Below are 26,675 nucleotides of genomic sequence, written 5' to 3' on the forward strand. Positions count from 1 at the left end.
CCGCGCGGCGCGCGGTGCTCAGTCGACCGGGATCAGGGTGTACTTCGTGTCGAGGAACTCGTGGATGCCCTCGAACCCGCCCTCGCGGCCGAGGCCCGACTGCTTCACCCCGCCGAATGGCGCCGCCGCGTTCGACAGCACCCCGACGTTGAGCCCCATCATGCCGGTGTCGAGCCGGTCGATCATGCGATGGCCGCGCGCGAGGTCCTGCGTGAAGACGTACGAGACCAGCCCGTACTCGGTGTCGTTCGCGATGCGCACCGCGTCGTCCTCGTCGGCGAACGTGGTGATCGCCAGCACCGGGCCGAAGATCTCCTGACGCAGGATCTCGCTGCCGGGCACGACGCCGGTGACGACGGTCGGCTCGTAGAACGAGCCCTCGCTTTCGACGCGGTTGCCTCCGACGGCGACGGATGCTCCGCGCGAGACCGCGTCGGCCACGAGCTCCTGGGCCTTCGCGACCGCGTCGTCGTCGATGAGCGGGCCGATCTGCACCCCCTCGTCCGTGCCGCGCCCGACCTTCATCGACCGCACCCGCTCGGCGACCCGGCGCGCGAACTCGTCGGCGACCGACTCGTGCACGATGAACCGGTTGGCGGCGGTGCAGGCCTGCCCGATGTTGCGGAACTTCGCGACCATCGCGCCCTCGACGGCCTTGTCGAGGTCGGCGTCGTCGAAGACCACGAACGGCGCGTTGCCGCCGAGCTCCATGCTGGTGCGCAGAATCCCCTGCGCCGCCTGCTGCATGAGGGTGCGTCCGACCTCGGTCGACCCGGTGAAGCTGAGCTTGCGCAGGCGGGGGTCGGCGATGATCGGGGCCGACAGTGCGCCCGACTTCGACGTGGTCACGACGTTCACGACGCCCTGGGGCAGCCCGACCTCCTCGAGCAGCTGCACGAACGCGATGGTGGTGAGCGGGGTGAGGGCTGCGGGCTTGACGACCACGGTGCATCCGGCCGCGAGCGCCGGCGCGATCTTGCGCGTCGCCATCGCCAGCGGGAAGTTCCACGGTGTGATGAAGTAGCACGGCCCGACCGGCCGCTGCGAGACGATCATGCGCCCGGTGCCCTCGGGGTTGAGCCCGTACCGGCCGTGGATGCGCACCGCTTCCTCGCCGAACCAGCGCAGGAACTCGCCGCCGTAGGCGACCTCGCCCCGCGCCTCGGCGAGCGGCTTGCCCATCTCGAGCGTCATGAGCAGCGCGAACTCCTCTTTGCGCGCCATGAGGGTATCGAACGCGCGGCGCAGCAGTTCGCCGCGCTCGCGTGGCGCGGTCGCGGCCCACGACGCCTGCGCGGCGACGGCGGCGTCGAGGGCGCGGATGCCGTCGTCGGGCGTGGCATCCGCGATCTGCTTGATGATGCGGCCGGTGGAGGGGTCGCGCACCTCGAGGGTGCGCCCGCCCTCGGCGTCGACCCATTCGCCGTCGATGAAGAGGCCGGAGGCGACCCGGTCGAGGACGTCGGTTTCGGTGGCTTCGTTGCTCATGCTGTTCCGTTCGGTGGGAGGGGTGGTTCCGGTCGAGGACGTCTGCGCCCAGTCTGCTCCGGGCGAAGGTCGGATGCCACGGGCTTGCGCCCGCGACGTGTGCTGGCCGGCGCTCAGGCCGCGGCGAGCCCATCGGCGATGACGCCGAGGCCGTCGAGCAGCAACTCGTCGGGGATGGTGAGCGGCGGCAGGAACCGGATGACGTTGCCGTAGGTGCCGCAGTTCAGCAGCACGACGCCGTTCGCGTGGGCATGGGCCACGACCTTCGCGGTGAGCGCTGCGTCGGGCGCGCCGGTCTCGGGGTCGACGAGTTCGATCGCGACCATCGCCCCGCGCCCGCGCACCTCGCCGATGCGCGGGTCGTCGGCGGCGAGCCGGCCGAGCCGGTCGTGCAGCAGGTCGCCGATGCGCTGGGCGCGCTCGATGAGCCCGTCGTGCTCGTAGGCGTCGATGGTTGCGAGCGCCGCGGCGCAGGCGAGCGGGTTGCCGCCGTAGGTGCCGCCGAGACCGCCGGGCATCGCGGCGTCCATGATGTCGGCGCGGCCGGTGACCGCGGACAACGGCAGGCCGCCGGCGATGCCCTTCGCGGTGACGACCAGGTCGGGGACGAGCCCTTCGTGCTCGCTCGCGAACCAGGCGCCGGTGCGGGCGAAGCCGGTCTGCACCTCGTCGGCGATGAAGACGACGTCGTTCGCGCGCGCCCAGTCGGCGAGCGCGGGCAGGAACCCGGGCGCCGGCACGATGAACCCGCCTTCGCCCTGGATGGGCTCGATGAGGATCGCGGCGAGGTTCTCGGCGCCGACCTGCTTCTCGATCTGCGTGATGGCGCGCGCTGCGGCCTCGGAGCCGGTGAGCCCGCCGTCGCGCAGCGGGTACGACATCGGCGCGCGGTACACCTCGGGGGCGAACGGGCCGAAGCCGCTCTTGTACGGGATGTTCTTCGCGGTGAGGCCCATGGTGAGGTTGGTACGGCCGTGGTACGCGTGGTCGAACGCGACGACGGCCTGGCGGCCGGTGAACCGGCGCGCGATCTTCACCGCGTTCTCGACCGCCTCGGCGCCCGAGTTGAACAGCGCCGAGCGCTTCGCGTGGTCGCCCGGGGTGAGGGCGTTCAGCCGTTCGGCGACGGCGACGTACCCCTCGTAGGGCGCGACGGTGAAGCAGGTGTGCGTGAACGCGGCGAGCTGGGCGACGACCGCCTCGACGACGCGCGGGTGCGCGTTGCCGACGCCGGTGACCGCGATGCCCGATCCCAGGTCGATGAGCGAATTGCCGTCGGCGTCGACGACCACGCCGCCGCCCGCGGCGACCACGGCGACGGGGATGGTGGTGCCGACGCCCGCGGCGACGGCGTCGGCCTTGCGGGCGAGCAGTTCCTGCGAGCGCGGGCCCGGGATGGCGGTCACGAGCCGGCGCTCCTGCGGCAGCGCCGGCCCTCCGGTCTCGACTCTGGCGATGACGGATGCTTCGACGAGGGTCATGGCGGCTCCAAACTCGGGGCGGATCGTGCTCGGTGCGGATCGGGCGCGGACTTCCCGCCGGCACTGCGGGACGCGGGCCATGCTAGGTCGGGCGACACCGGATGCCTCAGCGCCAGCGTGTACACTCGGGCCCACATCAATCGACACCGCGTACAGCATCGTGCGCACGCCCGCCGGAGGCCGACGATCCTTCCCACCGTGCAGACCCTGCTCGACCGTCGCGAGCTCGCGCTCGGACTGCTGGTGCCCGGCGACCCCGCCGCGCGCGAGGCGCCGGTGCGGTGGGCGCATTCCTCCGACCTGCCCGACCCCACGCCGTTCCTCGGCGCGGGCCAGGTGCTGCTCACCACCGGCACCCAGTTCGACGGCGCATCCGACGGGTTCGCGACCGAGTACGTCGCCCGGCTCGTCGAGGCCGGGGTCGTGGGGCTCGGGTTCGGCACCGAGGTGATCCGGGCGGGCACGCCCGAGCCGCTCGTCGCCGCGTGCACCGCGCACGGGCTGCCGCTGTTCGAGGTGCCGTACCGTACCCCGTTCATCGCCATCGCCAGACTGGTGGCCGACCTCGTCGCCGAGGACACGTACGCGCGCCAGGCGTGGGCGCTTTCCGCGCAGCGGGCGATCTCGCTCGCGGCCCTGCGCCCCGACGGGCTGAGCGCGATCCTCGCCGAGCTCTCGCACCGGCTCGGCACATGGGTGGGCCTCATCGACGCGGCGGGCGCCCTCGACCGCGAGTTCCCGCCCGGCGGACTCGGTGCGGCCCGCGCGGGCAGCGAGACATCCTCGACCGCGCCGCTCGACGCCGTGCTCGGCGCCGCGCGCGATCTGCTGCGCCGAGGCCGACGCGCGAGCCGGTCGGTCGACGCCGGCGAACGCGTGACCCTGCAGACCCTCGGCAGCGGCGGGTCGCTGCGCGGCGTGCTCGCGGTCGGCGACTCCCCCGAGCTCGACGAGGCCGGCCGCGAGGTCGTCACAGCGGTGCTCGCGCTCGCGGGGCTCGCGCTCGAGCAGCATCGCGACCTCGACCGGGCGAGGGGGCACCTGCGCTCGGGGCTGGTGCGCAGCATCCTCGCCGGCGACCTCGACCTCGCCGCCCAGGTCGCGGCCGAGATGTGGGGGCCGCTGCCGACCGCGCCGGTGCGCGTCGCGGTCGTCGACGCCGCCGCCGAGCACGCCGAGCGGCTCGCCGAGCGGCTCGAGCTGCGGGCGGACGCCCGCGGCGGCCGGCTCTTCTTCGGCCGCATCGCCGACGGGTTCGTCGTGCTCGTCGAGGACGCCGATGCGGCCGATGTCGCCGCCGACCTCGCCGCCGAGTTCGAGGCGGCGATCGGACTCTCGGACCCGGTCGGGTACGACCGCATCCCGGTCGCACACGAGCAGGCGCAGCGAGCGCGCGAGCGCGCCGTCGAGGCCGGCCCCGGCACGATCGTGCGGTTCGACGAGGTGAGCCGGCAGGGCGTGCTCGCGTTCCTGGCACGCACCGACGCCCGCGCGGTCGCCCTCGCGACCCTCGACCCCCTGGTCGCTCACGACGCCGCGAACGGCACCGCGCTCGTGGAGACCGTGCGCACCTGGCTCGCCTGCGGCGGGCAGTTCGACCGTGCCGCGCACGAGCTCGGCGTGCACCGGCACACCGTGCGCGCCCGCATCGCGCTGGCCGAACGACTCCTCGGCCGCGACCTCTCGGGCTTCCACGCGAAGGCCGACCTCTGGGCCGCCCTGCTCGCCGTCGACTGAGCGGACGCAACCCCGTCCCCGTCCCCGTCCCCGTCCCCCTCCCCCTCTCTCCTCCAGTCGCCCGCCCCCGGCCGCCCCGCTCCCCGCACCCCGCTTCCCGCACCCCACCCGCACCCCGCACCCCGCACCCCACCCGCACCCCGCACCCCACCCACACCCCGCACCCCACTCACACCCGCACCCCACCCACACCCGCACCCCAGACCCCACCCGCACCCCAGACCCCACCCGCACCCCACCCACACCCCAGACCCCACCCGCACCCCACCCACACCCCAGACCCCACCCGCACCCCAGACCCCACCCGCACCCCACCCACACCCGCACCCCAGACCCCACCCGCACCCCAGACCCCACCCGCACCCCACCCACACCCGCACCCCACCGTTTGGACACGATTCGGCTGGTGCTGTCGCGAGACGCCGCCGAATCGCGTCCAAACGATGGGGTGCGGGGTGCGGGGAGCCGGGAGCGGGGTACGGGAAGCCGGGAGCGGGGTGCCGGGAGCGGGGTGCGGGAAGCGGGGAGCGGGAAGCGGGGAGCCGGAAGCGGGAAGCGGGAAGCGGGGAGGCGCGGTCAGGCCCGGGTGTCGAGCCAGGCGAGCTCGCCCGACTCGAGGTCGTCGACCAGGCCCGCGAACCACGACCGCTCGGCGTCGAGTCGCGCCTGCTCGAGCCGCGATTCGACGAGCAGGATGGGCGGTACGCCCGACGCCTCGGCGAGGTCGGCTGCGAGCGTCGCGCGCTGCACGTCGAGCGCGGCGATGCGGGCACGCAGCGCGACCAGCGCATCGTCGCGGGTGAGCGCACCCATGAACGACAGCGCCGCGTACGAGAGCGTCGCGTCGGATTCGGGGGTCGCGAGCAGCAGGCTCACGCGACGACGCAGTTCGGCGCGCCCCGCGTCGGTCAGTTCGTAGGTCGTGCGCTCGGGTCGGCCCGCCTGCTGCTCGCTGCCGTGCACGGCGATGAGGCCGTCGCGGGCGAGTTTGTCGACGGCGTGGTAGATGCTGCGCGGCAGACCCGTCACGAAATCCTTGCGGGTGTCGATCATGAAGCGGTGCAGGTCGTACGGATGCCTCGGGCCCTGGGTCAGCAGCGCGAGCACGGCGAGCGCGGCCAGGTCGCGGTCGGCACGCTGCAGTCGGTGGCGGGCGGAGGTCACGACATCGGAGTCTACGCGACGGGTCCCTCGTGCATTATTGCAGTTTGCTATAGTGCATGGTGCAACTACATCCGATGATCGTCGCAGGGAGACATCCGCCATGACCGAATCGCAGAACTTCACCGCGCACCATGCCGACGAGGCATCCGATCGCGTGGGCGTGGAAGCCGCCCTCGCCCGTATCCGCGCCGCCTGGGACGCGGGCGACGCCACCGCCTACGCCGCCGAGTTCACCCCCGACGCGACCTATGTGATCTTCGCCGGCATCGTCTCGATCGGCCGCGACGAGATCCGCGAGGCCCATGTTCCGGTCTTCGCGAAGTGGCAGCGCGGCAGCCGCATGTCGATTCGGATGCTCGACCTGCGGTTCCCGACGCCCGACGTCGCGATCGCCGTCACCGACGGGGGCATCGGCACGGGCGCGCGCATCCCGCACGACAAGGTGCAGACCTTCGTCATGGTGCGCGACGGCGAAACGTGGTCGTGCGCGTCGTTCCAGAACACGAAGAAGAACCGCCTGTTCATCGCTGTGAACCGCCGCGCGCTCGACGCCGCCCGCTGACGGCCGCCCGGGATTCGCCTTGCATGCGTGCGTCGCGATGCCGCCCCGACGTACGCTGGGAACAGCGGGAAAGGGGGACCCGATGCAGGCGACGATCGGCGATCGACTCGTGATCCACAGCAAGCAGGTCGGCCAGGCCGACCGACACGGCGAGGTGCTCGAGGTACGAGGCGAAGGCGGCGGCCCGCCCTACCTCGTGCGCTTCGACGACGGCCACGAGACGCTGCTCTACCCCGGCGCGGACTGCGAGCTCGAGCACGCGGCGGGGGCCTGAGGCATCCGACCTCGTCTCGCGCAGCGATAGCGTGGAGCGTATGTTCCACTCCTACGCGGCCATCGGCGACAGCTTCACCGAGGGCGTCGGCGATGAGCTGCCCGACGGCAGCGTGCGCGGCTGGGCCGACCTCGTCGCGATGGGCCTCGCGCGCGCCGCACGCGAGCCGATCGTGTACGCGAACCTCGCGATCCGTGGCCGCAAGCTCGGGCCCATCGTCGAGGAGCAGCTCGAGGCGGCCATCGCGCTGCGCCCCGAGGTGATCAGCTTCAACGGCGGCGGCAACGACATGCTGCGCCCGCGGATGCCCGAAGAGCGGGTCGCCGAGCGGTTCCGCTCCGCCGTGCACCGCATCCGCGACGAGGGCATCCACGTGCTCATGCTGAGCGGCGCGAACCCGACCGAACACCTGCCCCTCGGCACGGTGTTCGACGCGCGCGGCGCCCGCCTCACCGCGAAGCTCGTCGACCTGGCCTCGCTCGATGGCGTCACGTTCGTCGACAACTTCAACGATCGCGGGCTCCGCGACATCCGCTACTGGTCGGCCGACAAGCTGCACCTGAACTCGCTCGGCCACGCGCGCGTCGCGAGCAACGTGCTCACCGCGATCGGCGTGCCGGTGCCGCCCGAGTGGGGCGTCGAGGAGGTCGCGGCCGCACCGCCCGGCCCGCGCAGCCGCAACACGGCCGCGTACTACCGCGAGTTCGTGCTGCCCTGGATCGGGCGCCGGCTCACCGGCCGGTCATCAGGCGACGGAAGAACGGCCAAGCGCGCCACGCTCGAACCGGTCGAGCCGTAGCCGCGGGCCGGCGCGGCCGCGGGTCGGCGCGGCCGCGGGTCGACCGCGCGCGGACCGACTCGCGCTCAGCCGCCCACGCGTTCGCGCGGTGCCGCCGCGACGGGTTCGGGTGCCGGAGCCATCACGACGATGAAGAACGTCGCGAACAGCCCGATGAACAGCGAGCCGAGGAACCATCCGAGCCGGGTGCGATTCTTCTGCTCCGCGAGGCCGGCGTTCACGAGGGCGAGCGTCAGCCAGCCGCCGCTGCCGGCGAGCCACGATTGATCCATTCGGGAACGCTATCAGCGGCGAGGGCGACCGACCGGATGCCCCGCTACGCCGGCTGCAGCACGCCCTCGACGAACGCCAGCGTGCGGCGGCGCAGGCCAGCGACCCGCATATCCTCGGTGACCTTGCGCACCTCGGCGGGCGCGAGCGGCGGGTGCAGGCGCACGTTCTCCTGGCAGGAGAGATCGGCGCACAGGTAGGTGCCGACGGTGTCGCCCCGCTCGCCGGCCTCGCCGATGCGTCGAGCCGAGAACATCGTCACCTGGTCGGCGGGCTGCTGCGTGTGGCAGAGGTCGCAGATCGCCGCCCGGAAGCGCGACCCGCCGCCGCTCGCCGCGCGCAGCACCAAGCCGACGGCCCGGTCCTCGATGAGGGTCACGAGGTACCCGCGGTTGCGGAATCGCCGATCACGCCAGGCGAACGCGTCGACCCGATCCCAGTCGAGCACGAGGTGTTCGAGCGGCAGCTCGAGCTGTTCGAGCTCGAGCTCGGTCGCGTTCACGAACGATTCCCTGATCTCGTCTGCGCCCAGCGGTCGCATTCCCCACCCCTTCCGACGATCCGTCCAGTGTAGACACGGGCCTCAGCGGGTTGACGCCCCACGGCGCGGGCCGCCAAGGTGGATTCGCGCGACTGAGGATGCCCCGGGGTGAACTCGATCGCATGAATCGACCTTGGCGCAGGCCCAACCCGAGTGGAGCGGGCCGGGATGCACCGGGCGAGCGTCAGCCGTGCAGCAGCGACGGGTGCGGGCGGTCGTCGGCGGCGGGGCGCCACCCGTCGGGCGTGCGAACGTACTCGGCGCCCGGGCCTTCGGCGACGAGCCGGGCCAGCGCGTCGAGGAACCGGTCGACGTCGTCGGACGACGTGCCGACACCCACGCTCGCGCGCAGCCCGTTGCCGCGCGACGCGATGCGGTCGAAGAACGGATGCGCGCAGAACCTGCCGGCCCGCACCGACACGCCGTGCTCGGCCGAGAGGGCCGCCGCCACGAGGCCGACCGACCCGCGTTCGAGTTCGAGGGTGACGATGCCGACGTGCTGCGAGGCATCCGCGAAGCCGCGTACACCGCGCACGCCCGCGATCGCGGCGACGCCCTCGGCGAGCTGGGCGGTCAGCGCGGCATCGTGCGCGTCGCGGGCGCCGGGTGCCGATGTCTCGAGCTCCGCGAGGGCGTCGAGCGCGAGGGCGAGGGCGGCGATGCCGAGCACGTTCGGGGTTCCGGCCTCGTGCCGGTCGGGCGACGGATGCCACGCCACGGTGTCGGCCGCGACGCGCGAGACCGCTCCACCGCCGGCGAGGTACGCCGGGGCGACGTCGAGCCAGTCGCGGCGCCCGACGAGCACACCTGCGCCGTACGGTGCGTACGCCTTGTGCCCCGAGCACGCGAGGTAGTCGGCGCCCGATGCGGCCAGGTCGATCGCGCGGTGCGGCACGAGCTGGGCGGCGTCGACCGCGAGGCGTGCGCCATGCGCGTGCGCGAGGGCGGCGATGCGCTCGATCGGCAGCACCTCGCCGGTGACGTTCGACGCACCCGTGACGGTGACGAGCGCCGCCGGGCGACTGCCGAGCTCGCGGTCGAGAGCTTCGAGCGTCTCGGCGATGGTCGGCGCACCGACCACGAGCCGTCGCTGTCGCCACGGCAGCAGGTTGGCGTGGTGCTCGATGTCGAGCACCACGACCTCGCCGGGAACCGCGGTCGCGAGCAGGTTGAGCGCGTCGGTGGTGTTGCGGGTGAAGACGACGACATCGTCGTCGCGGGCGCCGAGCCGCGCGGCGACGGTGCGGCGTGCCTCCTCGACGAGTTCGGTCGCGAGCTCGGACGGGTAGCCGGTGCCTCGGTGCACGCTGGAGTACCAGGGACCGAGCGACTCGACACGCGCAGCGACGTCGGCCAGCGCCGGCGCCGACGCAGCGAGGTCGAGGTTGACGTGCCGTACGCGGCGGCCGCCGAGCACCGGAACCTCGAGGCCGGCGTCGACGAGCGCGGCGAGCGGGTCGACGCGGGTCGGCGCGGCGGGTCGACCTGCGAGGGCGGTGGTCATGGCGAAACGGTACGGATGCCCCGCATCGACCTCAATCCTCGATCGACTGACGCCGTCACGCCGCGACACACTCCGCAACACGCCCGCCGAGGCATCCCCCGCCCCGTTGCCTTTCTCAGGAGCAATCCGCCGAAACGCGCGTTTCTCAGGAGAACACGCCGTCGCGAACGGGGATCCGACCCGTTACGCCTGAAAAACGCCGGTGTGGAAGTCGCCGGCGCGGGCGGCGACGTGGACGTTCTCGGGGCGGGCGAGGCCGAGCCGCTCGCGCAGCGTGAGGTCGCGGCCGGCGGCGGCGTCGGATGCCTCGTCGTCGACCTCGGGGAACACACCGAGCCGGCGGAGCTCTGGCACCACCCCGGTCGCGAACGCCTCGAACTGGGCGGGCTGCGTCGCGCTCAGCACGTTGAACCCGTCGACCGCCTCGGCGTCGGCCCAAGCGGCGAACTCGGCAGCGATCTCGGCCGCGCTGCCGACGACCATCGACGCGCTCACGGACGCCGCGGCCACCAGGTGCCGCAGGGTCGGCGGTCGCTCGCCGCCGATCAGTCGCCCGGTGCGCTCGGTGACGATCTCGACGAGCTCCTGCCCGAGGGGCGTGAACCCGGCGACGAGGTCGGCGGTGATCGCACGGTCGGGGGTGAGCCCCGTCAGGTCGACCCCGACGACCCCCGCGAGGTGCGCGAGCGAGCGGTTCGCGGGGAACGCCGCCGGCGGGGCATCCGGCCAGTCCTCGGCGACCTGGATGAGCTCGCTCAGCCGGTCGGCGATCTGCTGAGCGTGCTCTCGCGTCTCGCCGACGATGGGCAGCACCGGGGCGATCACCTTGAGCGTGCGGTCGTCGCGCCCGGCCTCGAAGGCGAGGGCGCGCAGGTCTTCGCGGATCGCCGACGCCTGCTCGCGCCCCGACACCGCCACGAGCGCGAGGTCGGCGTATTGCGCGGCGAACAGCAGCGAGCGCGGCGACGTGCCGGCGTGCACGATCGGCAGGTGGCCCTGCACCGGTCGAACGGCGTTGAGCGGACCGGTGACGCTCAGGTGCTCGCCATGGAAGTCGGTCGGGTGGAGCTTGTCGGGGTCGAGGTACACCCCGCCCTCGGCATCGGCGACGATCGCGTCGTCCTCGAACGAGTCCCAGAGCCGGCGCAGCACCTGGTCGAACTCGACCGCCCGGTCGTAGCGCGCGTCGTTCGCGGCGTGGAAGTCGAGGCCGAAGTTCCCGGCGGCGCGCGCCTCGGCGCCCGTGACGAGGTTGAGCCCGGCACGGCCGCCGCTCAGCACGTCGATCGACGCGGTGGCTCGGGCGAGCGCGTAGGGGTCGGAGTAGGTGGTGTTCGCCGTGGCGATGAGCCCGATGCGCCGGGTGATGCCGGCGAGGAACGTGATCGCCGAGAGCGGGTCGATGCGGGCGACGAGGTACGGGTCGCGGTATTCGAGGTCGTGCCCCGTCGCGAGCCAGTCGCCGAAGAACAGGTAGTCGAGACCCGCCTGCTCGGCGACCTCGGCGGTACGGCGCAGCACCGCCGCGTCGCCGCGCGGGTCGCGGTGCGCACCCGGGTACCGCCACCCCGACGGGTAGGCGCCGATCGTGCGGACCATCGCACCGATGATGAGTCGTGGCATGGCTGACCTCCTCCGCCGAACGTAGGAAGCGGCATCCGCTTGCGCGACCCCCGCCCGTCACACGCGGGAACCCGACGCCATACGACGTGACACGGCGTCATCCGACGCCATACCCGCGCGGGGTGCGACGATGCGCGGGTGGGGCGAGGCGATCGCCACGACCTGCCGGTGGGCGATGACCGCTTGCGGAAATTCATCACGCGGTGAATAATCGCGGCCATGCGCGCCGTGATGCTCAAGGAATTCCAGGAACTCCGCCGCGATCACCGCACTCTCGCGATGCTGATCGTGCTGCCGATCCTGCTGCTGGTGATCTTCGGCTACGCCGCGAACTTCACCGTCGACACGTTGAAGGTGGTCGTCGTCGGCAGCGAGGCATCCGACGCCGAAGACCTGATCGGCGACAGCGACGACCTGAGCGACCACCTCGAGATCATCGACACCGATGCCGACGGCACCGCCGACGACGCCGAGGAGGCGCTGCGCGACGACCGCGCCGACGTCGCGATCGTCGCCGACGGCGGCGAGTGGCAGGTGCTCGTCGACGGCTCGAACCTGTTCGCCGCGCAGTCGGCGCTCACCCTGTTCGCCCAGGCGAAAGGGGCGTTCGCCCAGCAGGCCGCACAGGCCCAGGCGCAGGGGCAGCAGGCGGCCGTGCCGACCGTGGAGACCGAGGTGCTGTTCAACCCCGACCTCACCACCTCGTGGGTGATGATCCCGGCGATCATCGGCCTCATCCTGACCTTCATCGGCACGGTCATCACGAGCATCGGCCTGGTGCGCGAGCGCGAGGCGGGCACCCTCGAGCAGCTCGCCGTGATGCCGCTGAAGGCGAGCGGGGTCATTCTCGGCAAGATCACGCCGTACTTCCTGCTCGCGAGCTTCGACATGGCGCTCATCACCGTGCTCGGCATCCTGCTGTTCGACGTGCCGTTCAACGGGTCGGTGCTCATCTTCATCGTCGGCGCCGCGCTGTTCCTGTTCGTCGTGCTCGGCATCGGCGTGCTCATCTCGTCGGTGTCGCAGACCACCGGTCAGGCGATCCAGCTCGCGCTCATGACGCTGCTGCCGCAGATCCTGCTGTCGGGCATGATCTTCCCGCTCGACGCGATGGCGGCCGGCGTGCGGTGGATCGGGTACCTGCTGCCGCTCACGTACTTCACGATGGTGTCGCAGGGGGTCATGATCCGCGGCGCCGAGTGGGATGCGCTGTGGCTGCCGCTCACCGTGCTCGCCGTGATGGCGGTGGTGGTCTTCGGGCTCGCGGTGGTGCGGCTGCGGCGCAGCATCTCGCCGGTCGCGCCGCGCGCGAAGCGCGGCACGGACGTCGAGCACGGGCAGCACGCGAAGGCGGGTGCGTGATGCAGCGGCGGATGCCACGGGGCGGCGCCGGAGCGGCAGGCATCGCGGTCGACGGCGTCACGGTCGACTTCGGCGCGACGCGCGCGCTCGACGGGGTCTCGCTGGAGGTGCCGCGCGGCGAGGTGACCGCCGTGGTGGGCGGCGACGGCGCGGGCAAGTCGACGCTGCTGCGGGTGTTCGCGAACCGGGTGCGCCCCGGCACCGGATCGGTGTCGACCCTGCCTCGCGAGCACATCGGGTACCAGCCTGCGACCTCGGGCGTGTGGGCGAACCTCAGCGTCCGGCAGAACCTCGAGTTCGTCGGCCGGTCGTACGGCATGTCGGCACGTGACATCCGCTCGCGTGGAGGCGAACTGCTCGAACGCGCCGCCCTCGCCGACGCACGCGACCGCCTCGGCCGGGCGCTGTCGGGCGGCATGCGACAGAAGCTCGGGTTCGTGCTCGCGATGCTGCACTCCCCCGAGCTGGTGCTGCTCGACGAACCGTCGACCGGGGTCGACCCGGTGAGCCGGGTCGAGCTGTGGCGGCTCATCTCGGGCATCGCGACCGACGGCACCGCGGTGCTGATGGCCACCACCTACCTCGACGAGGCGCAGCGCGCGGCGTCGGTGCTCGCCCTCGACGGCGGGCGGGCCATCGCCGACGGCGCACCCGACGCGATCATCGCCGGGGTGCCGGGCACGATCGTGGAGCTGCCCGACGACGCTTCCGCGGGGCCCACGTCGTGGCGGCGAGGCATCCGGCGTCATGCGTGGGTGGCGCCCGGCGCGGCGGAGCCGGCCGACGGGACCCCGATCGAGGCGCCCGACCTCGAGGACGCGCTGATCGCGCTGACCGTCGCTTCCGCTTCCGCTGGTCGAGTAGCGCCGGAGCGCAGCGACGACGCACCCTCCGCTGGTCGAGTAGCGCCGGAACGCAGCGACGACGCACCCTCCGCTGGTCGAGTAGCGCCGGAGCGCAGCGACGACGCGTATCGAGACCAACGCAACCAGCGCACCTCACGGGGTCTCGATACGCGTGCTCCTTCGTCGCTCGCTCCTCGACCAGCGGAAGGGGAACGTGCTCCTTCGTCGCTCGCTCCTCGACCAGCGGAAGGGGGCGCACCGGTCGCTGCGGCCCGCCACGTCACCCGGCGGTTCGGCGGAGACTCCGCGGTCGACGACGTGTCGCTCGATGTGCGGCCCGGCGAGATCCTCGGCCTGATCGGGGCGAACGGCGCCGGCAAGACGACGTTCCTGCGCATGCTCATCGGACTCGAGCGCCCCGACGAGGGCGAGGTCAGGCTGTTCGGCACGCCGCCCGACGACGCCGCGCGCCGCCGCATGGGGTACGTGCCGCAGGGGCTCGGGTTGTTCCGCACCATCACGGTCGCGCAGAACGCCGAGTTCGCGGCGCGGGTCTACGGCACCGGCCCCATCGCCCTGCCCCCGTCGCTCGCCGACGTGTCGGCTGCCGTCGTGAACGATATCGGGTTGGGCCGTCAGCGCCAGCTCGCGTTCGCGCTCGCACTGGGCCACGAGCCCGAGCTGCTCGTGCTCGACGAGCCGACGTCGGGCGTCGACCCGCTCGCGCGCGCCCGGCTCTGGGATGTCATCCACGAGCAGGCGTCCGCCGGGCGCGGCGTCATCGTCACCACGCACTACCTGCAGGAGGCCGAGCAGTGCACCAGGCTCGCGCTGATGGCGCACGGCCGGCTGCTCGGCGTCGGGTCGGTCGCCGATCTCACGTCGGGCACCTCCGCGGTACTGGTGCGATCGGATGCCTGGCAGCAGGCGTTCACCGCACTCGGCGACGCCGGGCTGCCGACGATGCTGAGCGGTCGTGACATCCGGGTCGCCGGCGTCCCAGGCGACCGGGTGCGCGAGGTGCTCGCTGCGGCGGATGTCGCGGCATCCGTCGACCCGGTCGAGCCCACCCTGGAGGAGACCATGGTGCTGCTCGACCGCGATGCCGCGGCGGCCGCCGCACCGGCCGGCGCATCCGCCGCACCCGGGGAGCACGCGGCGTGATCGGCCGCCGGCGCGGCGCATCGACGACCCGCGAAGACCTCATCGCCGCCGCGCGCGTCGAGTTCGCCGAGCACGGCATCGACGGCGCGACCACCCGTCGCATCGCCGCCCGCGCCGGTGTCGACCCCGCGATGATCGCGCACCACTTCGGTTCGAAGGACGGCCTGTGGCAAGCGGTGCTCGACCTGCCGCTCGACCCCGTGCAGGTGATCGCGCCGCTGCGCGACGTGCCGCCCGACGAGGCGGGGCGAGCCCTGCTGGCGACCCTGCTCGCCACGTGGGACTCGCCCAAGGGCACGGCGTTGCTCGCGGTGCTGCGCAGCGCGCTGCGCAATCCCGCGTTCGCGGCGCAGGCGCGCGAGTTCGTCGTGCACCGGGCGATTCTGCCCTTCGCACGCCGGGTCGCACCGGAACCCGACGCCGCGCGCGCGGCCGAACGAGCCTCGCTCGTCGCGAGTCAGATCGGCGGGCTCGTGCTCGCGCGCTACGTGCTGCGGATCGAGCCGCTCGCGTCGGCCGATCACGCGTGGGTGATCGATCGCATCGGACCGACCCTGCAGCACTACCTCACGGGGCCGCTGCCCGACTGAACGCCTCGCGTCAGCCGACCGAGCGCGACCGCAGCACCTCGGAGAGCCGCTCGAGCTGGCTCTCGTCTTCGAGTGCCGAGCCCACCGCCGCGACCCGAACGCCGGCGTCGAGGAACGCCTCGACGTTGCTCGCGTCGAGCCCGCCGGTCGCGACGAACCGCACTTCGGGGAACGGCCCGCGTACGTGCCGGAACCAGTCGACGCCGAGCCATTGCGCCGGGAACGCCTTCAGCCAGGTGAGCCCCATCGTGCGTGCCGCCTGCACCTCGCTGGGGGTCGCGACACCGGGCAGCAGGGGCACGCCGTGCGTCCGTGCGGCGTCGACGATGCGCGGGTCGAACCCGGGCGACACCAGATACCGAGCACCGGCGGCTGCGGCTGCCTCGACCTGCTCGGCCGTCACGATGGTGCCGGCGCCGACGATCTTGCCGCGCGCCTCGCCGAGCCGCACGAGCTCGCGCAGCGCCTGCTCGTCGTCGGGCGACTGCAGCGTCACCTCGACCGAGTCGATGCCGAGGTCCCACGCGATGGTGGCGAGGCGCGCCGATCGTTCGACACCCATGCCCCGCAGGATCGCCATCAGCGGCGAGCCGGCGAAGGCTCCCTCGAACCAGCCGCCCCACTCGTTCCCTGTCGTGCTCATGCCCGTACCGCCTCCTCAGCGAAATCCCCGGTGGTCTGCAGCGTGATGCCCGCGCGGGCGTGGCCGGCGCGCAGCCGGTCGGTGAGCGGGGCCCCGGCCAGCATCGCGGCGAGGTATCCGCCCGCGAATGCATCGCCCGCACCGACCGCTTCGACGACCTCGATCACCGGCGACGGCACGAATTCGACCGCGTCGCCGGCGAAGCCGGTCGCGCCGTGCTCGCCGTCCTTCACGATCAGCTCGGGCACCGTCGCGAACCGCTCGCGCACCGTCTCGACGGTCGCCGTGCCCCACAGCGCCTCGGCCTCATCGCGCCCGACGAACACGAGATGAGCCCGGCGCACGAGCGCGTCGAGTGCGACGGCCGCCGTCTCGGTCGACCAGAGTGCCGCGCGGTGGTTCACGTCGAAGCTCACGAGCACGCCGGCCGCGCGGGCGCGGTCGATCAGGCGATCGAGGAACTCCGCCGCCGATGCCGAGATCGCCGCGGTGATGCCCGATACGTGCAGCACGCGGATGCCGGCCAGGTCGACGGCGTCGGCATCGGCAGGCACGAGGTGCGCCGCGGCCGACCCGGCCCGGTAGTACCGCACGCCGCGACCCGGGTCCTTCACGTAGAGGCCGGTCGGATGCTCGGTGTCGAACTCGGCCCGCATTTCGACGCCGCGCTCGGCGAGCTGCCGAGCGATCCGACGCCCCAGCGCGTCGTCGCCGAGTCGGCTCCACCACGCCGCCCGACCGCCGAGGGCTGCGACGTGCGCGGCCACGTTCGACTCGGCGCCGCCCGCGTCGATGCGGAACCGCTCGGCCGCGTCGAGGGGCTCGGCGCGGTCGGGCGCGACCATCGCCATCGTCTCGCCGACGGCGAGGAGCTCGGCCGCGGGCTCGGCCGCGGTCTCAGCGGCGGGCTGGGCCGCACTTTCGCGCGCCGCAGGGCGGCCGGGCGCGGTGGTCGAGTCGGATGACTCGTCGGATGCGGGGACAGGCACGACGGAGATCATCTCAGATCGGTGACCGGTGCCGGGTCCATGTCGTCGAAGGACTGGTTCTCTCCGGCCATCGCCCAGATGAACGAGTAGGCCGCGGTGCCCACGCCCGAGTGCAACGACCAGCTCGGCGAGATGATCGCCTGGCGGTCGGCCACCACGAGGTGCCGGGTCTCGTCGCGCTCGCCGAGCAGGTGGATGACGCGGGAGTCCTCGGGTACGTCGAAGTACAGGTAGCACTCGGTGCGACGGTCGTGCGTGTGGGCGGGCATGGTGTTCCACATCGAACCCGGGTGCAGCTCGGTCACGCCCATCACGATCTGGCACGACTTCACGCCGTTCTCGTGGATGTACTGGTTGAGCGTGCGGCGGTTCGACGTGAGCTGATCGCCCAGTTCGCGCACGGTGCCCTCGCCGGGTGAGACGAGCGCGGCCGGATAGCTGGTGTGCGCGGGTGCGGAGAACAGATAGAACTGCGCGCCGGCGTCGGCGTCGGCGAAGACGACTTCGCGGATGCCGCGGCCGAGGTAGAGGCACGCGCCCTTGACGAGCGTGTACACCTCGCCGTCGGCGGTGACCGTGCCGGTGCCGCCGACGTTGACGATGCCGACCTCGCGGTGCTCGAGGAAGAAGTCGCTGCGGATCTCGGGGTAGCCCGGCAGCGACAGCTCGGCGCCCGCCGGCACGACGCCGCCGAGCACGATGCGGTCGTGGTGCGTGTACACGACGCGGATCTCGCCCGGCACGAACAGCTCGGGCACGAGGTACTGGGCGCGCAGCTCCTCGGTGGTCATGCCGGGGATCTGCGCCGGGTTGGTCGCGTAACGCTGCTCCATGGTTGCCTCCTGGGTCTTCGGGGTGTCGTGGGTCGATGTCGTCGGGGTCATCGGACGAGCCACCCTCCGTCGACCGGCAGCACCGTGCCGGTGACGTAGGCCGCGGCATCCGAGGCGAGGAAGACGAAGGCTCCCTGCAGATCGGCCGAGGTACCCCAGCGGCCGGCCGGGATGCGGGCGGCGATCGACGCCTCACGGTCGATGTCGGCGCGCAGCGCCGCCGTGTTGTCGGTCGCCATGTACCCGGGCGCGATCGCGTTGACGGTCACCCCCGAGGCGGCCCACTCGTTGGCGAGCGCCTTGGTGAGGCCGGCCACAGCGTGCTTCGACGCCGTGTAGCCGGGCACGAGGATGCCGCCCTGGAACGACAGCATCGAGGCGACGTTGATGATGCGGCCGCTGCCCTGCGCGATCATGCGGCGGCCGGCGGCCTGCGAGAGGTGGAAGACGGAATCGAGGTTGACGGCGAGCACCTCGTCCCAGTCGGCGGCCGGATGCTCCGCCGCGGGTGCGCGACGGATGGTGCCCGCGTTGTTCACGAGGATGTCGATGCGCCCGAGGGCCTCGACCACCTCGTCGATCGCGCCGTGCAGGTCGTCGGCGCCCGCGGTCGCGAAGTCGCGGCGGATGCGGTGCACGCGTCGCCCCAGCCCGGCGATGTGCTCGGCGGTCTCGGTCGCGTCGCCGCGATCGACGAGCGCGACGTCGGCGCCCGCTTCGGCGAGCGCGACTGCCGCGCCCTGGCCGAGGCCGCGCGACGAGCCCGTGACGACGGCGACGCGCCCGTCGAGTCGGAAGCGGTCGATGATCATGTGGTGCCTCCGGGTGCGATGAAACGGGTGGTGAGTTCGCCGATGCCCGAGACCCGCACGGTGACGTGGTCACCGGGGGCGAGCGGCCGGTGCGCGTCGAGCGCGGCGGGGAGTTTCTGCGGCGTGCCCGTGGAGACGACGTCGCCGGGCTCGAGTGTCATGAACCGGCTGAGGTAGTGCACCACGAACGCGACCGAGAAGATCGTGGTCGAGGTCGACTGCGACACGGTCACGAGCCCGTCGCGCTCGACCTCGACGAGCAGGTCCTGCGGATCGGCGATCTCGTCACGGGTGACGAGCCACGGGCCGAGCGGGGCGAACCCGTCGGAGCACTTGCCGAGCGCCCACTGGCTCTGCCGGCGCTGCCAGGCGCGATCGGAGACGTCGTTGAGGATCGTGTAGCCGCCGACGTGCGCGAGTGCCTCGTCGAGCGGGACCTCCTTCGCCCGTCGCCCGATGACGACCGCGATCTCGCCCTCGTAGTCCACGTCGATTGCAGCCGCCGGGATCACGACGGGATCGTCGGCGCCGCCGAGGGTGTTCGCGGTCTTCACGAACACGTCGGGGAACTCGGGATCGTCGGCGGTGGGGTCGACCCCGTCGGGCACGTGTCCGCGGTAGTTGTACCCGAGGCAGAGCAGCTTGCCCGGGATCACCGGCGGCAGCAGGCGCACGGCGGGGAGGCGCGGAAGCGCGTCGCGCGCGACCGCGGCGGCCGCATCGACGGCCGCGCGCGCCTCGGCGAGCAGCGCGTCATCGCCGAGCACGTCGACGACCGACGACGCGATGGCCGAGAGGTCGAGCACGTGCGCGCCGCCGACGACCGCGCCGGGGCGGGGGCCGGTCGCGGTGCTGAAGGTGACGAGTCTCACCAGTACGGCCTCCAGTCGGGCATCGCCAGACGAGCGAGCGCTTCGAGGAAGAAGTAGTCGCCCCACAGCGTGCCCTCGTCGACGCCGTTGAGCTTCGGCAGGTCGTAGGTGCCATGCAGCAGGAGCGCGTCGGATGCGCCGGGCTCGGGTGTGCAGTCGGCGATCAGGGCCGAGAGGATGTCGCGGGCCGCCGCCTGCGCCCGCAGAGCGCGTTCGGGGTCGGTCTCGAGGTCGGCGAGTTCGAGCAGGCCGCAGACGGCGATCGCCGCCGCCGAACTGTCGCGCGGCGCGTCGTCGCCGTCGCCGTAGTCGAGGTCCCAGTACGGCACCAGGTCGGAGGGCAGGTGCGCGAGGAGGTAGTCGGCGCAGCGGCGCGCAGCGTCGAGCAGTGCCGGGTCGCCGGTGGCGCGATGGTTGAGCGCGAATCCGTAGACCCCCCATGCCTGACCGCGCGCCCAGCATGAGTCGTCGTGGGCGCCCTGCTCGGTCGCGCCGCGCAGCGGTGCGCCGGTCTCGACGTCCCAGAAGAACGTGTGGAAGGTGGAGTCGTCGGGGCGGATGATGTGCTCGCGCAGTTGTGCGGTGTGGCGACGCACCGCATCGCGATACCGCTCGTCGCCGGTCTGCTCGGCAGCCCACGTGAGCAGCGGCATGTTCATCAGGCTGTCGATGATGGTGCGTCCCCGCTGCGCGGGGTCGGACAGGTCGCCCCACGCCTGGATGATGCCGGCGGGCTCGAGGAACCGTCGCATCAGATGGTCGGCGGCGGCCAGCGCGGCCTCGCGTGCTTCCTCGTCGCCGAGGAGGCGCCACGCCGAGACGCACGAGAGCGTGTACAGGAATCCGAGATCGTGGGTCTCGAGGTCCTCCTCGTCGCGCACCCGGCGGGCGAAGTCGGCGGCATGTCCGAGGGCCGCATCGCGGAACTCGGGATCCGAGGTGAGCTCCCACGCCAGCCACTGCATGCCCGACCAGAAGCTCGTCGTCCAGCCTCGGTTCGCGCCCGCGGCGAACCCGTCGGCCGGCGGCCGCACCTCGTAGCGACCATCGGCCGTCGTGTCGTCGGGATACCGGGAGCCGAACGTCGCGATGTTGCGGCGGATCGTCGGCAGTGCGGCCGCGATCGCCCGATCGGCGGCGACCGCGAGGTCGCTGCGAGCGGAGGGCATGGTCATGGGCGGAACTGGTCCTTCCTCGGTGACGGCGCGCGGCTAGGCCGCGATCGTCTCTTCGATGTCGAGCACGGGGCGGAGCGAGTGACGGCTGTTCGCCCACGCGAGGTACAACGCCGGCGAGGCGAGCGCCGACAGCGCGAGCAGTGGGAGGTTGATGAAGAGCAACGCGAAGACGGCGAGCACCGCGAGGCTCACGAGTGTGAGGTGCCAGCGACGGATGCTCGCCCAGGCTGCGCGGGCCAGCGCGCCGCCGATGCGCACCGCCGGGCTCTCGGCGACCGCGGTCAGGGTCACCACCCCCGCGCCGGCGACGAGCACGCCCACGACCACGAGCACGACCATCGCGGCCTGCGCGAACGGACCGTCGGCGAAGAAGCGCGCATCGACGATGAGCACGGCGGCGGAGCCGACGAGCATCAGGCCGACGAGCGCAGCGCGCTTCCAGGTGGCTCGGTAGCCGCTGAAGAACGCGAAGAACGGGTTCTCGCCCGATCGCCTGAAGACGGTGAAGGCTGCGGTCACACCCGGAGTGGCGACGACGGCGGCGGCGGCGGCGAGCGGCCAGGTCTCGAACGCGTTCGTGAACATGACGATCACGATGAGGGGCGACGCCGTGACGGCGAGCAGCAGGTTCACGAGGACGGCTGTGCCCAGCGCATCCAACGCGTTCTGGATCTTCTCGAAGCGCATCGATCAGCCCTTCAGACCTGACGTCGCGATGCCCTCGACGAAGAATCGCTGCCCCAACAGGAAGATCACCGCGATCGGGATGACCGAGATCGTCAGACCGGTGAAGAGCATCGCGTAGTCGGCTTCGAGGTTGTTCGCCACGAAGTTCTTGAGTCCGAGCTGAACCGTCCAGTTCTCTTTGCTCCGCAGGTAGAGCAGCGGACCGAGGTAGTCGTTCCAGGTGTTCACGAAGGTCAGCAGCGCGAGCGACGCGAGGGCCGGTGTCGAGAGCGGCAGCATGATGCGCGCCCAGATCGAGTACTCGTTGAGTCCGTCGATGCGGGCCGCCTCGCTGAGTTCCTCGGGGATCGACTCGAAGTACTGCTTCATGAGGAACACGCCGAAGGCGCCGAAGGCCTGCAGCACGATGATCGCGAGCAGCGTGTTCGTCAGTCTGAACTGGGCCAGCATGATGTACTGCGGGATCATGTACGACTGCCACGGCACGGCGATCGTGCCGAGGTACAGCAGGAAGAGCACGTCCCGGCCGGGAAAGCGCACCTTGGCGAACCCGTAGGCCGCGAAGGAGCCCGTGAGCACCTGGAGGAAGGTCACGACCGTCGACAGGAAGATCGTGTTGCGCAGCCAGGTCGCCATGCCCGTGTCGGTCCAGAGTTCGACGTAGTGCTCCCAGTGCCACGTCTCGGGCCACAGACGCACGGGCACTGAGAAGACCTCGTTGGGGTTCTTGAACGAGCTCAAGACCATCCAGAAGAACGGCACGAGCAGCGCGAGCGCGAAGGCGACGAGCAGGATGCTGCCGACGACGCGACCGAGACGCGATGCGGGCCGGGTGGAACGGTCGACGCGGGGGCCGGGGCCGGGGTCGTCGCTCGGGGTCGATGGCACGACGACGAGTTCGGTGACGGCCATCAGGCACTCCGCTTCTTGTTGATGAGGAACTGGACCACGGTGGCGATGATGCACACCAGGAAGAGTGCGACCGCTCCGGCCGAGGCGTAGCCGAACTTCGACTCGATGAAGCCCTTCTGGTAGATGAACTGCGACAGCACGACGGTGGCCTGATTCGGCGCCTGGGTGCCTCCGGGCGAGAGCACGATGATGAGGTCGAAGATCTTGAGGGACGCGATCGTGAGGAGCACGGTCACGAGGAACATCGTGGGGCGGATGCCGGGGAGCGTGACGTTCCAGAACCGCTGGAGGGCGTTCGCGCCGTCGACGCGCGCGGCCTCGTACAGTTCACGGGGAACGGTCTGCAGTCCGGCGAGGAACAGGATCATGTAGTACCCCATGTCGCGCCAGGTGCTGATGATCACGATCGCGGGCATCGCCCAGTCTTGGGAAGTGAGCCAGCCGGGCGGGTTCTCGATGCCGAGGAAACGGAGGAACTGGTTGATCGGGCCGAAGTCGGGGCTGAAGAGCAGGTTCCAGACCAGCGCGATCGCGACGATCGAGGTGATGTAGGGGAAGAACGCCGCCGTGCGGAAGAACGCGACGCCGCGCAGCTTCGTGTTCAGCAGCAGCGCGAGGCCGAGCGACACCACGATGGTCAGCGGCACATGCAGTACCGCGAAGTACAGGGTGTTGATGAACGAGCGGTGGAAGAGCGGGTCGGCGACGAGCTTCTGGAAGTTCTCGAAGCCGATGAACTCGCCCTTGCCGAACACGTTGTAGTCGGTGAGCGACACGTAGAACAGGGACACCACCGGCACGAGCGTGATGAGCGCGAAGCCGATGAAGTTCGGCAGGATGAAGCTCCAGCCGAGGAGGGTGTTGCGCAGCACGAGCTTCGAGCGGCGGCGCGGGGATGGGGTGCCGATCCCGTCGGCAACGGCGCTCGTCATGACATCTCCTGGAACATGTGGGGCGGGATGGTTCCCGGCGCCGGACGCTGACGCGTCCGGCGCCGGGAGGGGTGACTCAGAGTGCCGCGACGGCCGCGCCCGCGTCGGCGATCGCCTGCTCGATGGTCTTCGCCTTCGTCAGGATCTCGGTGTGCAGGGTACCGAGGATCGTCTGAACCGCCGAGGTGTTGGCGTCGGTCGGGTTCTCAGGCAGCGTCTCGTGCGTCGACCACGCGAACTTCGACACGTCGTCGGTCGGGACGCCCTCGACAGCGAAGTAGGCGTCGACGACCGCGTCCGACGTGTTCGCCGGGGTGATGCCGATGCCCGCGAGCAGCGAGGCCGCCTCGTCGCTCATCGAGTACTCGAGGAACGCCTTCGCCGCGTCGACCTTCGCCGGGTCGATCGCCGCGTTGATGCCGAAGCCCGTCGGGTCGCCGAAGGTCACCGGCTTGTCGACGGTCGAGTCGTCGACCTGCGGGATCGGAGCGAAGCCCCAGTTGAAGGTGTCGGCCTCACCCGACGTCTGCTGCGAGATGAGGCTCGCGACGTACCAGGTGCCCATGGGGAGCATCGCGGCGTGCTGCTTGCCGAACTCGCCCTGGTAGGTCGGGCTGTTGGCGCTCGAGGTGGCGAAGTCGATCTGGTAGCCGGCGGCCTCGCGGGCGAGACGTCGCTCGTACAGGTCGGTCATGTACTCGTAGTCGCCCGAGAAGATGTCGCCGTCGAACTGCGCGTTGGCGAAGCCCTGCGTCGTCGACTGCCAACGGTGCTCGTACGTGCCGAAGTGCTCGGCCGTCGTCAGCGCCGCAGCGGCCGCGTCGTAGTCGTCCCAGGTCCACGAGCCGTCGGGGTACTCCACGCCCGCGGCGTCGAAGATGTCCTTGTTGTAGAACAGCACCCACGAGTCCTGGCGGTAGGGCACCGCGTACTGCGCGCCGTCGACCTCGTAGGACGAGGCGCCGCTGACCGCGTCGGGGATCTCGACGTCGGAGACGTCGAGAAGCTGCTCGCCGTCGACGAAGACGGGAACGTACTTGACCTCCTTCTGGGTGATGATGTCGGGGCCGGCGCCCGCGCCGAGGTCGGCGGTCAGGAGGGTGTTGTACTCGGCCGGGTCGTACTCGACGAGCTCGACGGTGTTGCCCGTGGCCGCCTTGAACCCGTCGGCGAGGACCTGGAACTCGGGGGTGATGTCGAGGCTCCAGCCGGACAGGGTGAGGGTGACGGGGCCGCTGCTCTCTGCGGGCTCCTCCTCGGGGCTGCCGCTGCACGCGGCGAGCGTCAGCGAGGCAGCGACGACCACGCTGGCCGCGACTGCGTACTTGCGCTTCATCTGTGGGTGCTCCTTTGCGATTCCAGTGGGGGTGACCCGGAAGGGTCCTTGGTGCTACCGGCGCGCCGTCGTGGCGGGCCGGGGGTCGCTGAGGCGGCTGGCGGTGCGCCGGCCGTCCGGCCAGGTGATGTCGACGACGGACTCGGCGTCGGCGTCGATGAGTTCGAGTTGCGCGGGCTTCGCCGTGGCCGCGTCGACCGTCGCGCCGCCGAGTTCGACGAGCACCGCGATGCGCTCGCCGGGAACGACGGGGTACTCGAGCACGGGCACGACCGCGGTCGCGCCGAGGATGCTCGCGCCACGGCGGACCTCGATGCGGCCGGACGCATCGCCGCGGAGCGGATGAATCGCGCTCACGCGCCCACCGACCGCTGCGTGCGCGAAGCCGTGGTCGGTGACGCCCGCGACCGGGGCGTCGCCGGCCACGGGCCATCCGCCGATGCGCAGCCGCAGCGACTCGGGCGAGACGCCGTCTTCGAGTGCATCGACGCTCACGAGGCGCACCTCCCACGGGCCGCGCACGATCGACTGCACGTTGATGCGGCCGAGCGGCACCGCCTCCCCGCCGAGGCCCGAGCCGTGGCGGGGCAGCTCGTGGTCGGGGCGCACGAGGTGCGCCACCGACGTCGATGCGGCGACGGCGACGGGCGAGTGCCCGTCATCGTCGAGCCGCACCTCGGTGAGCTCCATGCCGGCGCGGTGCGTCGCCTCGCCGTCGGCGTCGACCAGTGCAACCGACTGGTCGAGCGGATCCACCCACGCGCGGTCGTCGAGCAGCGGCGCGGTCGCGGTCGAGTAGCCGATGCGCGCATAGAGCGGCGAGTCGCCGACGAGGTCGCCGGCCGCCGCGTGGTCGGTGCCGTGGTTCGCGATGCGCACGATGCCGTCGGCACGGGTGCCGGAGATCGCCCAGCCGGCGGCGCGCACGACGCGCACGAAGTCACCGGACTCGACGGGGAGCGGCTCGGCAGGCGCGCTCCACACGGGGTGGTCAGCCGGCAGCGCGATGCCGAGCAGGCCCTTGGCCGCCCAGTACGGCGATGCCGGGCCCGAGTACGACTGCGCGAGACCGCGCCACTCGCCGTGCCAGCCCATCGTCAGCAGGCCGGCGCGGTCGGGCACCCCGTGATCGTCGAAATGCTGCACGATGCGGTCGGCTGCATGGCGCAGCGCTCCTGGTGAGAGGGAGGGCACCTCGGCGAGCGCTCCGACCCAGAACGGCGCCGCGGCGGCGAACCGGTAGATGAGGCTGCGGCCCTGGATGAGCGGCGAACCGTCGGCGCCGACCAGCGCGATCGCGTCCTGGAGGTAGCGGTCGAGCGCCACGACATCGTGCTCGGTGCGACCGCCCGCAAGCTCGGCGGCGCCCGCCATCCGCGACCACAGCACGGGGTAGAGGTGCAGCGCCCACCCGACGTAGTGGTCGTAGGAGCGCTCATGACCGTCGGACATCCATCCGTCGGCACGCGCGAACGAGTCGTGCAGGGCGAGGTCGGCGGCGACATCGTCGGGCGACCACGGCCCGCCGACCGACCGCAGGAACGTCTGCACCACGAGCCGGAACCAGAGCCAGTTCGTGCGCGGATAGGTCTGATCGCCGACGGCGGGTGCGAGGTAGTCGATGACGCGGGCGCGGGTGGTCTCGTCGAACTGCTCCCAGATCCACGGCCGGGTGAGGTCGAGCATGAGCGCGATCGAGGCGGCCTCGACCTTGGCCTGGGGATGCTCGTCGAGACGCACCCAGCGGTCGGGCGCGTCGGGGTCGACGCCGGTGCGGATGCCGCGGGAGTAGAACTCGATCAGTTCGGTGAGCCCTCGCCCCTCGTCGCCGGCGATACGGAAGCCGGCGAGCAGGAACGTGCGTGCGAAGCCTTCGAGGCCGTCGACCGCGCGGCCGTAGCCGCCTTCGGCGCCTGGGGGCGTGATCAGCGCGTTTCCGGGTGAGGCCCATTTCGCAGCACCCCCGAGGAGCCGATCGGCGTACGCGACCCACTCAGCGCGGGTGCGATCGCCGTGACGCCGCGCGGGGGGCGGGGTGCTGGAGTGGGGCGACACGCTTCTCCTTCGAAGGGCGAGG

25 protein-coding genes are annotated in these 26,675 nt (G+C 71.8%); 7 read left to right on the plus strand and 18 right to left on the minus strand.

What is annotated here, in order from left to right; translation table 11 throughout:
- Nucleotides 1–18: 18 nt before the first annotated feature.
- Nucleotides 19–1,488, minus strand: a complete 1,470-nt coding sequence (locus FLP10_RS06200) for an NAD-dependent succinate-semialdehyde dehydrogenase (protein WP_149160081.1) — start codon at nt 1,486–1,488, stop codon at nt 19–21.
- Between the two features lie 113 nt (nt 1,489–1,601).
- Nucleotides 1,602–2,969: a 4-aminobutyrate--2-oxoglutarate transaminase gene (gene gabT, locus FLP10_RS06205; protein ID WP_149160082.1), complete on the minus strand. Its 1,368-nt coding sequence runs from the start codon at nt 2,967–2,969 to the stop codon at nt 1,602–1,604.
- A gap of 198 nt (nt 2,970–3,167) precedes the next feature.
- Between gabT and FLP10_RS06210 the strand changes: the two genes are divergently transcribed.
- Nucleotides 3,168–4,706 (plus strand): PucR family transcriptional regulator, encoded by a 1,539-nt coding sequence (locus FLP10_RS06210; protein WP_246150223.1) that lies wholly within the window; start codon nt 3,168–3,170, stop codon nt 4,704–4,706.
- A gap of 576 nt (nt 4,707–5,282) precedes the next feature.
- Here FLP10_RS06210 and FLP10_RS06215 read toward each other — a convergent pair.
- The gene (locus FLP10_RS06215; protein WP_210418485.1) at nt 5,283–5,870 is read right to left on the minus strand and encodes a PadR family transcriptional regulator; all 588 of its coding nucleotides are present in this window, start codon (nt 5,868–5,870) and stop codon (nt 5,283–5,285) included.
- A gap of 100 nt (nt 5,871–5,970) precedes the next feature.
- On the opposite strand from FLP10_RS06215, the gene FLP10_RS06220 reads away from it, so the two are divergent.
- From FLP10_RS06220 to FLP10_RS06230, 3 genes are all read left to right on the plus strand, one after another.
- Nucleotides 5,971–6,432, plus strand: a complete 462-nt coding sequence (locus FLP10_RS06220; RefSeq protein WP_149160084.1) for an SgcJ/EcaC family oxidoreductase — start codon at nt 5,971–5,973, stop codon at nt 6,430–6,432.
- An 82-nt stretch (nt 6,433–6,514) separates the two neighbouring features.
- A complete protein-coding gene (locus FLP10_RS06225) occupies nt 6,515–6,706 on the plus strand; it encodes a DUF1918 domain-containing protein (RefSeq protein WP_149160085.1) in 192 nt (63 codons plus the stop codon).
- A 40-nt stretch (nt 6,707–6,746) separates the two neighbouring features.
- Entirely contained in the window at nt 6,747–7,505 is a 759-nt protein-coding gene (locus FLP10_RS06230) for an SGNH/GDSL hydrolase family protein (RefSeq protein WP_149160086.1), read from the plus strand.
- A gap of 65 nt (nt 7,506–7,570) precedes the next feature.
- On the opposite strand, the gene FLP10_RS06235 is transcribed toward FLP10_RS06230, so the two are convergent.
- The 4 genes from FLP10_RS06235 to FLP10_RS06250 all read right to left on the minus strand — a co-directional run bounded on the left by FLP10_RS06235 (nt 7,571) and on the right by FLP10_RS06250 (nt 11,443).
- Nucleotides 7,571–7,777 carry a hypothetical protein gene (locus tag FLP10_RS06235; RefSeq protein ID WP_149160087.1) on the minus strand — a complete coding sequence of 69 codons (207 nt, stop codon included), beginning with the start codon at nt 7,775–7,777 and terminating at the stop codon, nt 7,571–7,573.
- Nucleotides 7,778–7,821: 44 nt separating this feature from the next.
- Nucleotides 7,822–8,316, minus strand: coding sequence for an FBP domain-containing protein (locus FLP10_RS06240; protein WP_149160088.1), 495 nt, complete (start codon nt 8,314–8,316; stop codon nt 7,822–7,824).
- 184 nt (nt 8,317–8,500) lie between these two features.
- Nucleotides 8,501–9,820 (minus strand): aminotransferase class V-fold PLP-dependent enzyme, encoded by a 1,320-nt coding sequence (locus FLP10_RS06245; protein ID WP_149160089.1) that lies wholly within the window; start codon nt 9,818–9,820, stop codon nt 8,501–8,503.
- 183 nt (nt 9,821–10,003) lie between these two features.
- Nucleotides 10,004–11,443, minus strand: a complete 1,440-nt coding sequence (locus FLP10_RS06250; protein ID WP_149160090.1) for an NtaA/DmoA family FMN-dependent monooxygenase — start codon at nt 11,441–11,443, stop codon at nt 10,004–10,006.
- A gap of 219 nt (nt 11,444–11,662) precedes the next feature.
- Between FLP10_RS06250 and FLP10_RS06255 the strand changes: the two genes are divergently transcribed.
- Genes FLP10_RS06255 through FLP10_RS06265 form a run of 3 tightly spaced genes read left to right on the plus strand, consistent with a single transcriptional unit; the run spans nt 11,663 to nt 15,404 of the window.
- A complete protein-coding gene (locus FLP10_RS06255) occupies nt 11,663–12,805 on the plus strand; it encodes an ABC transporter permease (RefSeq protein WP_210418486.1) in 1,143 nt (380 codons plus the stop codon).
- An 11-nt stretch (nt 12,806–12,816) separates the two neighbouring features.
- Nucleotides 12,817–14,814, plus strand: a complete 1,998-nt coding sequence (locus FLP10_RS17680; protein ID WP_168209116.1) for an ATP-binding cassette domain-containing protein — start codon at nt 12,817–12,819, stop codon at nt 14,812–14,814.
- Entirely contained in the window at nt 14,811–15,404 is a 594-nt protein-coding gene (locus FLP10_RS06265) for a TetR/AcrR family transcriptional regulator (protein ID WP_149160092.1), read from the plus strand. The genes FLP10_RS17680 and FLP10_RS06265 overlap by 4 nt, the downstream gene beginning before the upstream one ends.
- Before the next feature lie 10 nt (nt 15,405–15,414).
- On the opposite strand, the gene FLP10_RS06270 is transcribed toward FLP10_RS06265, so the two are convergent.
- From FLP10_RS06270 to FLP10_RS06320, 11 genes are all read right to left on the minus strand, one after another.
- A complete protein-coding gene (locus FLP10_RS06270) occupies nt 15,415–16,047 on the minus strand; it encodes a bifunctional 4-hydroxy-2-oxoglutarate aldolase/2-dehydro-3-deoxy-phosphogluconate aldolase (protein ID WP_149160093.1) in 633 nt (210 codons plus the stop codon).
- On the minus strand, nt 16,044–17,036 hold the full coding sequence (locus FLP10_RS06275) for a sugar kinase (RefSeq protein WP_246150225.1): 993 nt from the start codon (nt 17,034–17,036) through the stop codon (nt 16,044–16,046). The genes FLP10_RS06270 and FLP10_RS06275 overlap by 4 nt, the downstream gene beginning before the upstream one ends.
- Before the next feature lie 8 nt (nt 17,037–17,044).
- Nucleotides 17,045–17,920: a 5-dehydro-4-deoxy-D-glucuronate isomerase gene (gene kduI / locus FLP10_RS06280; protein ID WP_342780559.1), complete on the minus strand. Its 876-nt coding sequence runs from the start codon at nt 17,918–17,920 to the stop codon at nt 17,045–17,047.
- Nucleotides 17,917–18,681: a 2-dehydro-3-deoxy-D-gluconate 5-dehydrogenase KduD gene (gene kduD, locus FLP10_RS06285; RefSeq protein WP_149160095.1), complete on the minus strand. Its 765-nt coding sequence runs from the start codon at nt 18,679–18,681 to the stop codon at nt 17,917–17,919. The genes kduI and kduD overlap by 4 nt, the downstream gene beginning before the upstream one ends.
- Complete coding sequence (locus FLP10_RS06290) at nt 18,678–19,553, minus strand: fumarylacetoacetate hydrolase family protein (RefSeq protein ID WP_149160096.1); 876 nt, start codon at nt 19,551–19,553, stop codon at nt 18,678–18,680. Before FLP10_RS06290 ends, kduD begins: the two co-directional genes overlap by 4 nt.
- Complete coding sequence (locus FLP10_RS06295) at nt 19,550–20,728, minus strand: glycoside hydrolase family 88 protein (protein ID WP_149160097.1); 1,179 nt, start codon at nt 20,726–20,728, stop codon at nt 19,550–19,552. Before FLP10_RS06295 ends, FLP10_RS06290 begins: the two co-directional genes overlap by 4 nt.
- A gap of 36 nt (nt 20,729–20,764) precedes the next feature.
- On the minus strand, nt 20,765–21,418 hold the full coding sequence (locus tag FLP10_RS06300) for a DUF624 domain-containing protein (protein WP_149160098.1): 654 nt from the start codon (nt 21,416–21,418) through the stop codon (nt 20,765–20,767).
- A gap of 3 nt (nt 21,419–21,421) precedes the next feature.
- A complete protein-coding gene (locus FLP10_RS06305; RefSeq protein WP_149160099.1) occupies nt 21,422–22,330 on the minus strand; it encodes a carbohydrate ABC transporter permease in 909 nt (302 codons plus the stop codon).
- Nucleotides 22,330–23,262, minus strand: coding sequence for a carbohydrate ABC transporter permease (locus FLP10_RS06310; protein ID WP_149160100.1), 933 nt, complete (start codon nt 23,260–23,262; stop codon nt 22,330–22,332). Before FLP10_RS06310 ends, FLP10_RS06305 begins: the two co-directional genes overlap by 1 nt.
- Before the next feature lie 76 nt (nt 23,263–23,338).
- Complete coding sequence (locus FLP10_RS06315) at nt 23,339–24,598, minus strand: ABC transporter substrate-binding protein (RefSeq protein WP_149160101.1); 1,260 nt, start codon at nt 24,596–24,598, stop codon at nt 23,339–23,341.
- Nucleotides 24,599–24,652: 54 nt separating this feature from the next.
- Nucleotides 24,653–26,653, minus strand: a complete 2,001-nt coding sequence (locus tag FLP10_RS06320; protein ID WP_149160102.1) for a DUF2264 domain-containing protein — start codon at nt 26,651–26,653, stop codon at nt 24,653–24,655.
- Between the last annotated feature and the right edge of the window lie 22 nt (nt 26,654–26,675).

The sequence above is a fragment of the Agromyces intestinalis genome (assembly GCF_008365295.1).
Classification (GTDB): Bacteria; Actinomycetota; Actinomycetes; order Actinomycetales; family Microbacteriaceae; genus Agromyces; species Agromyces intestinalis.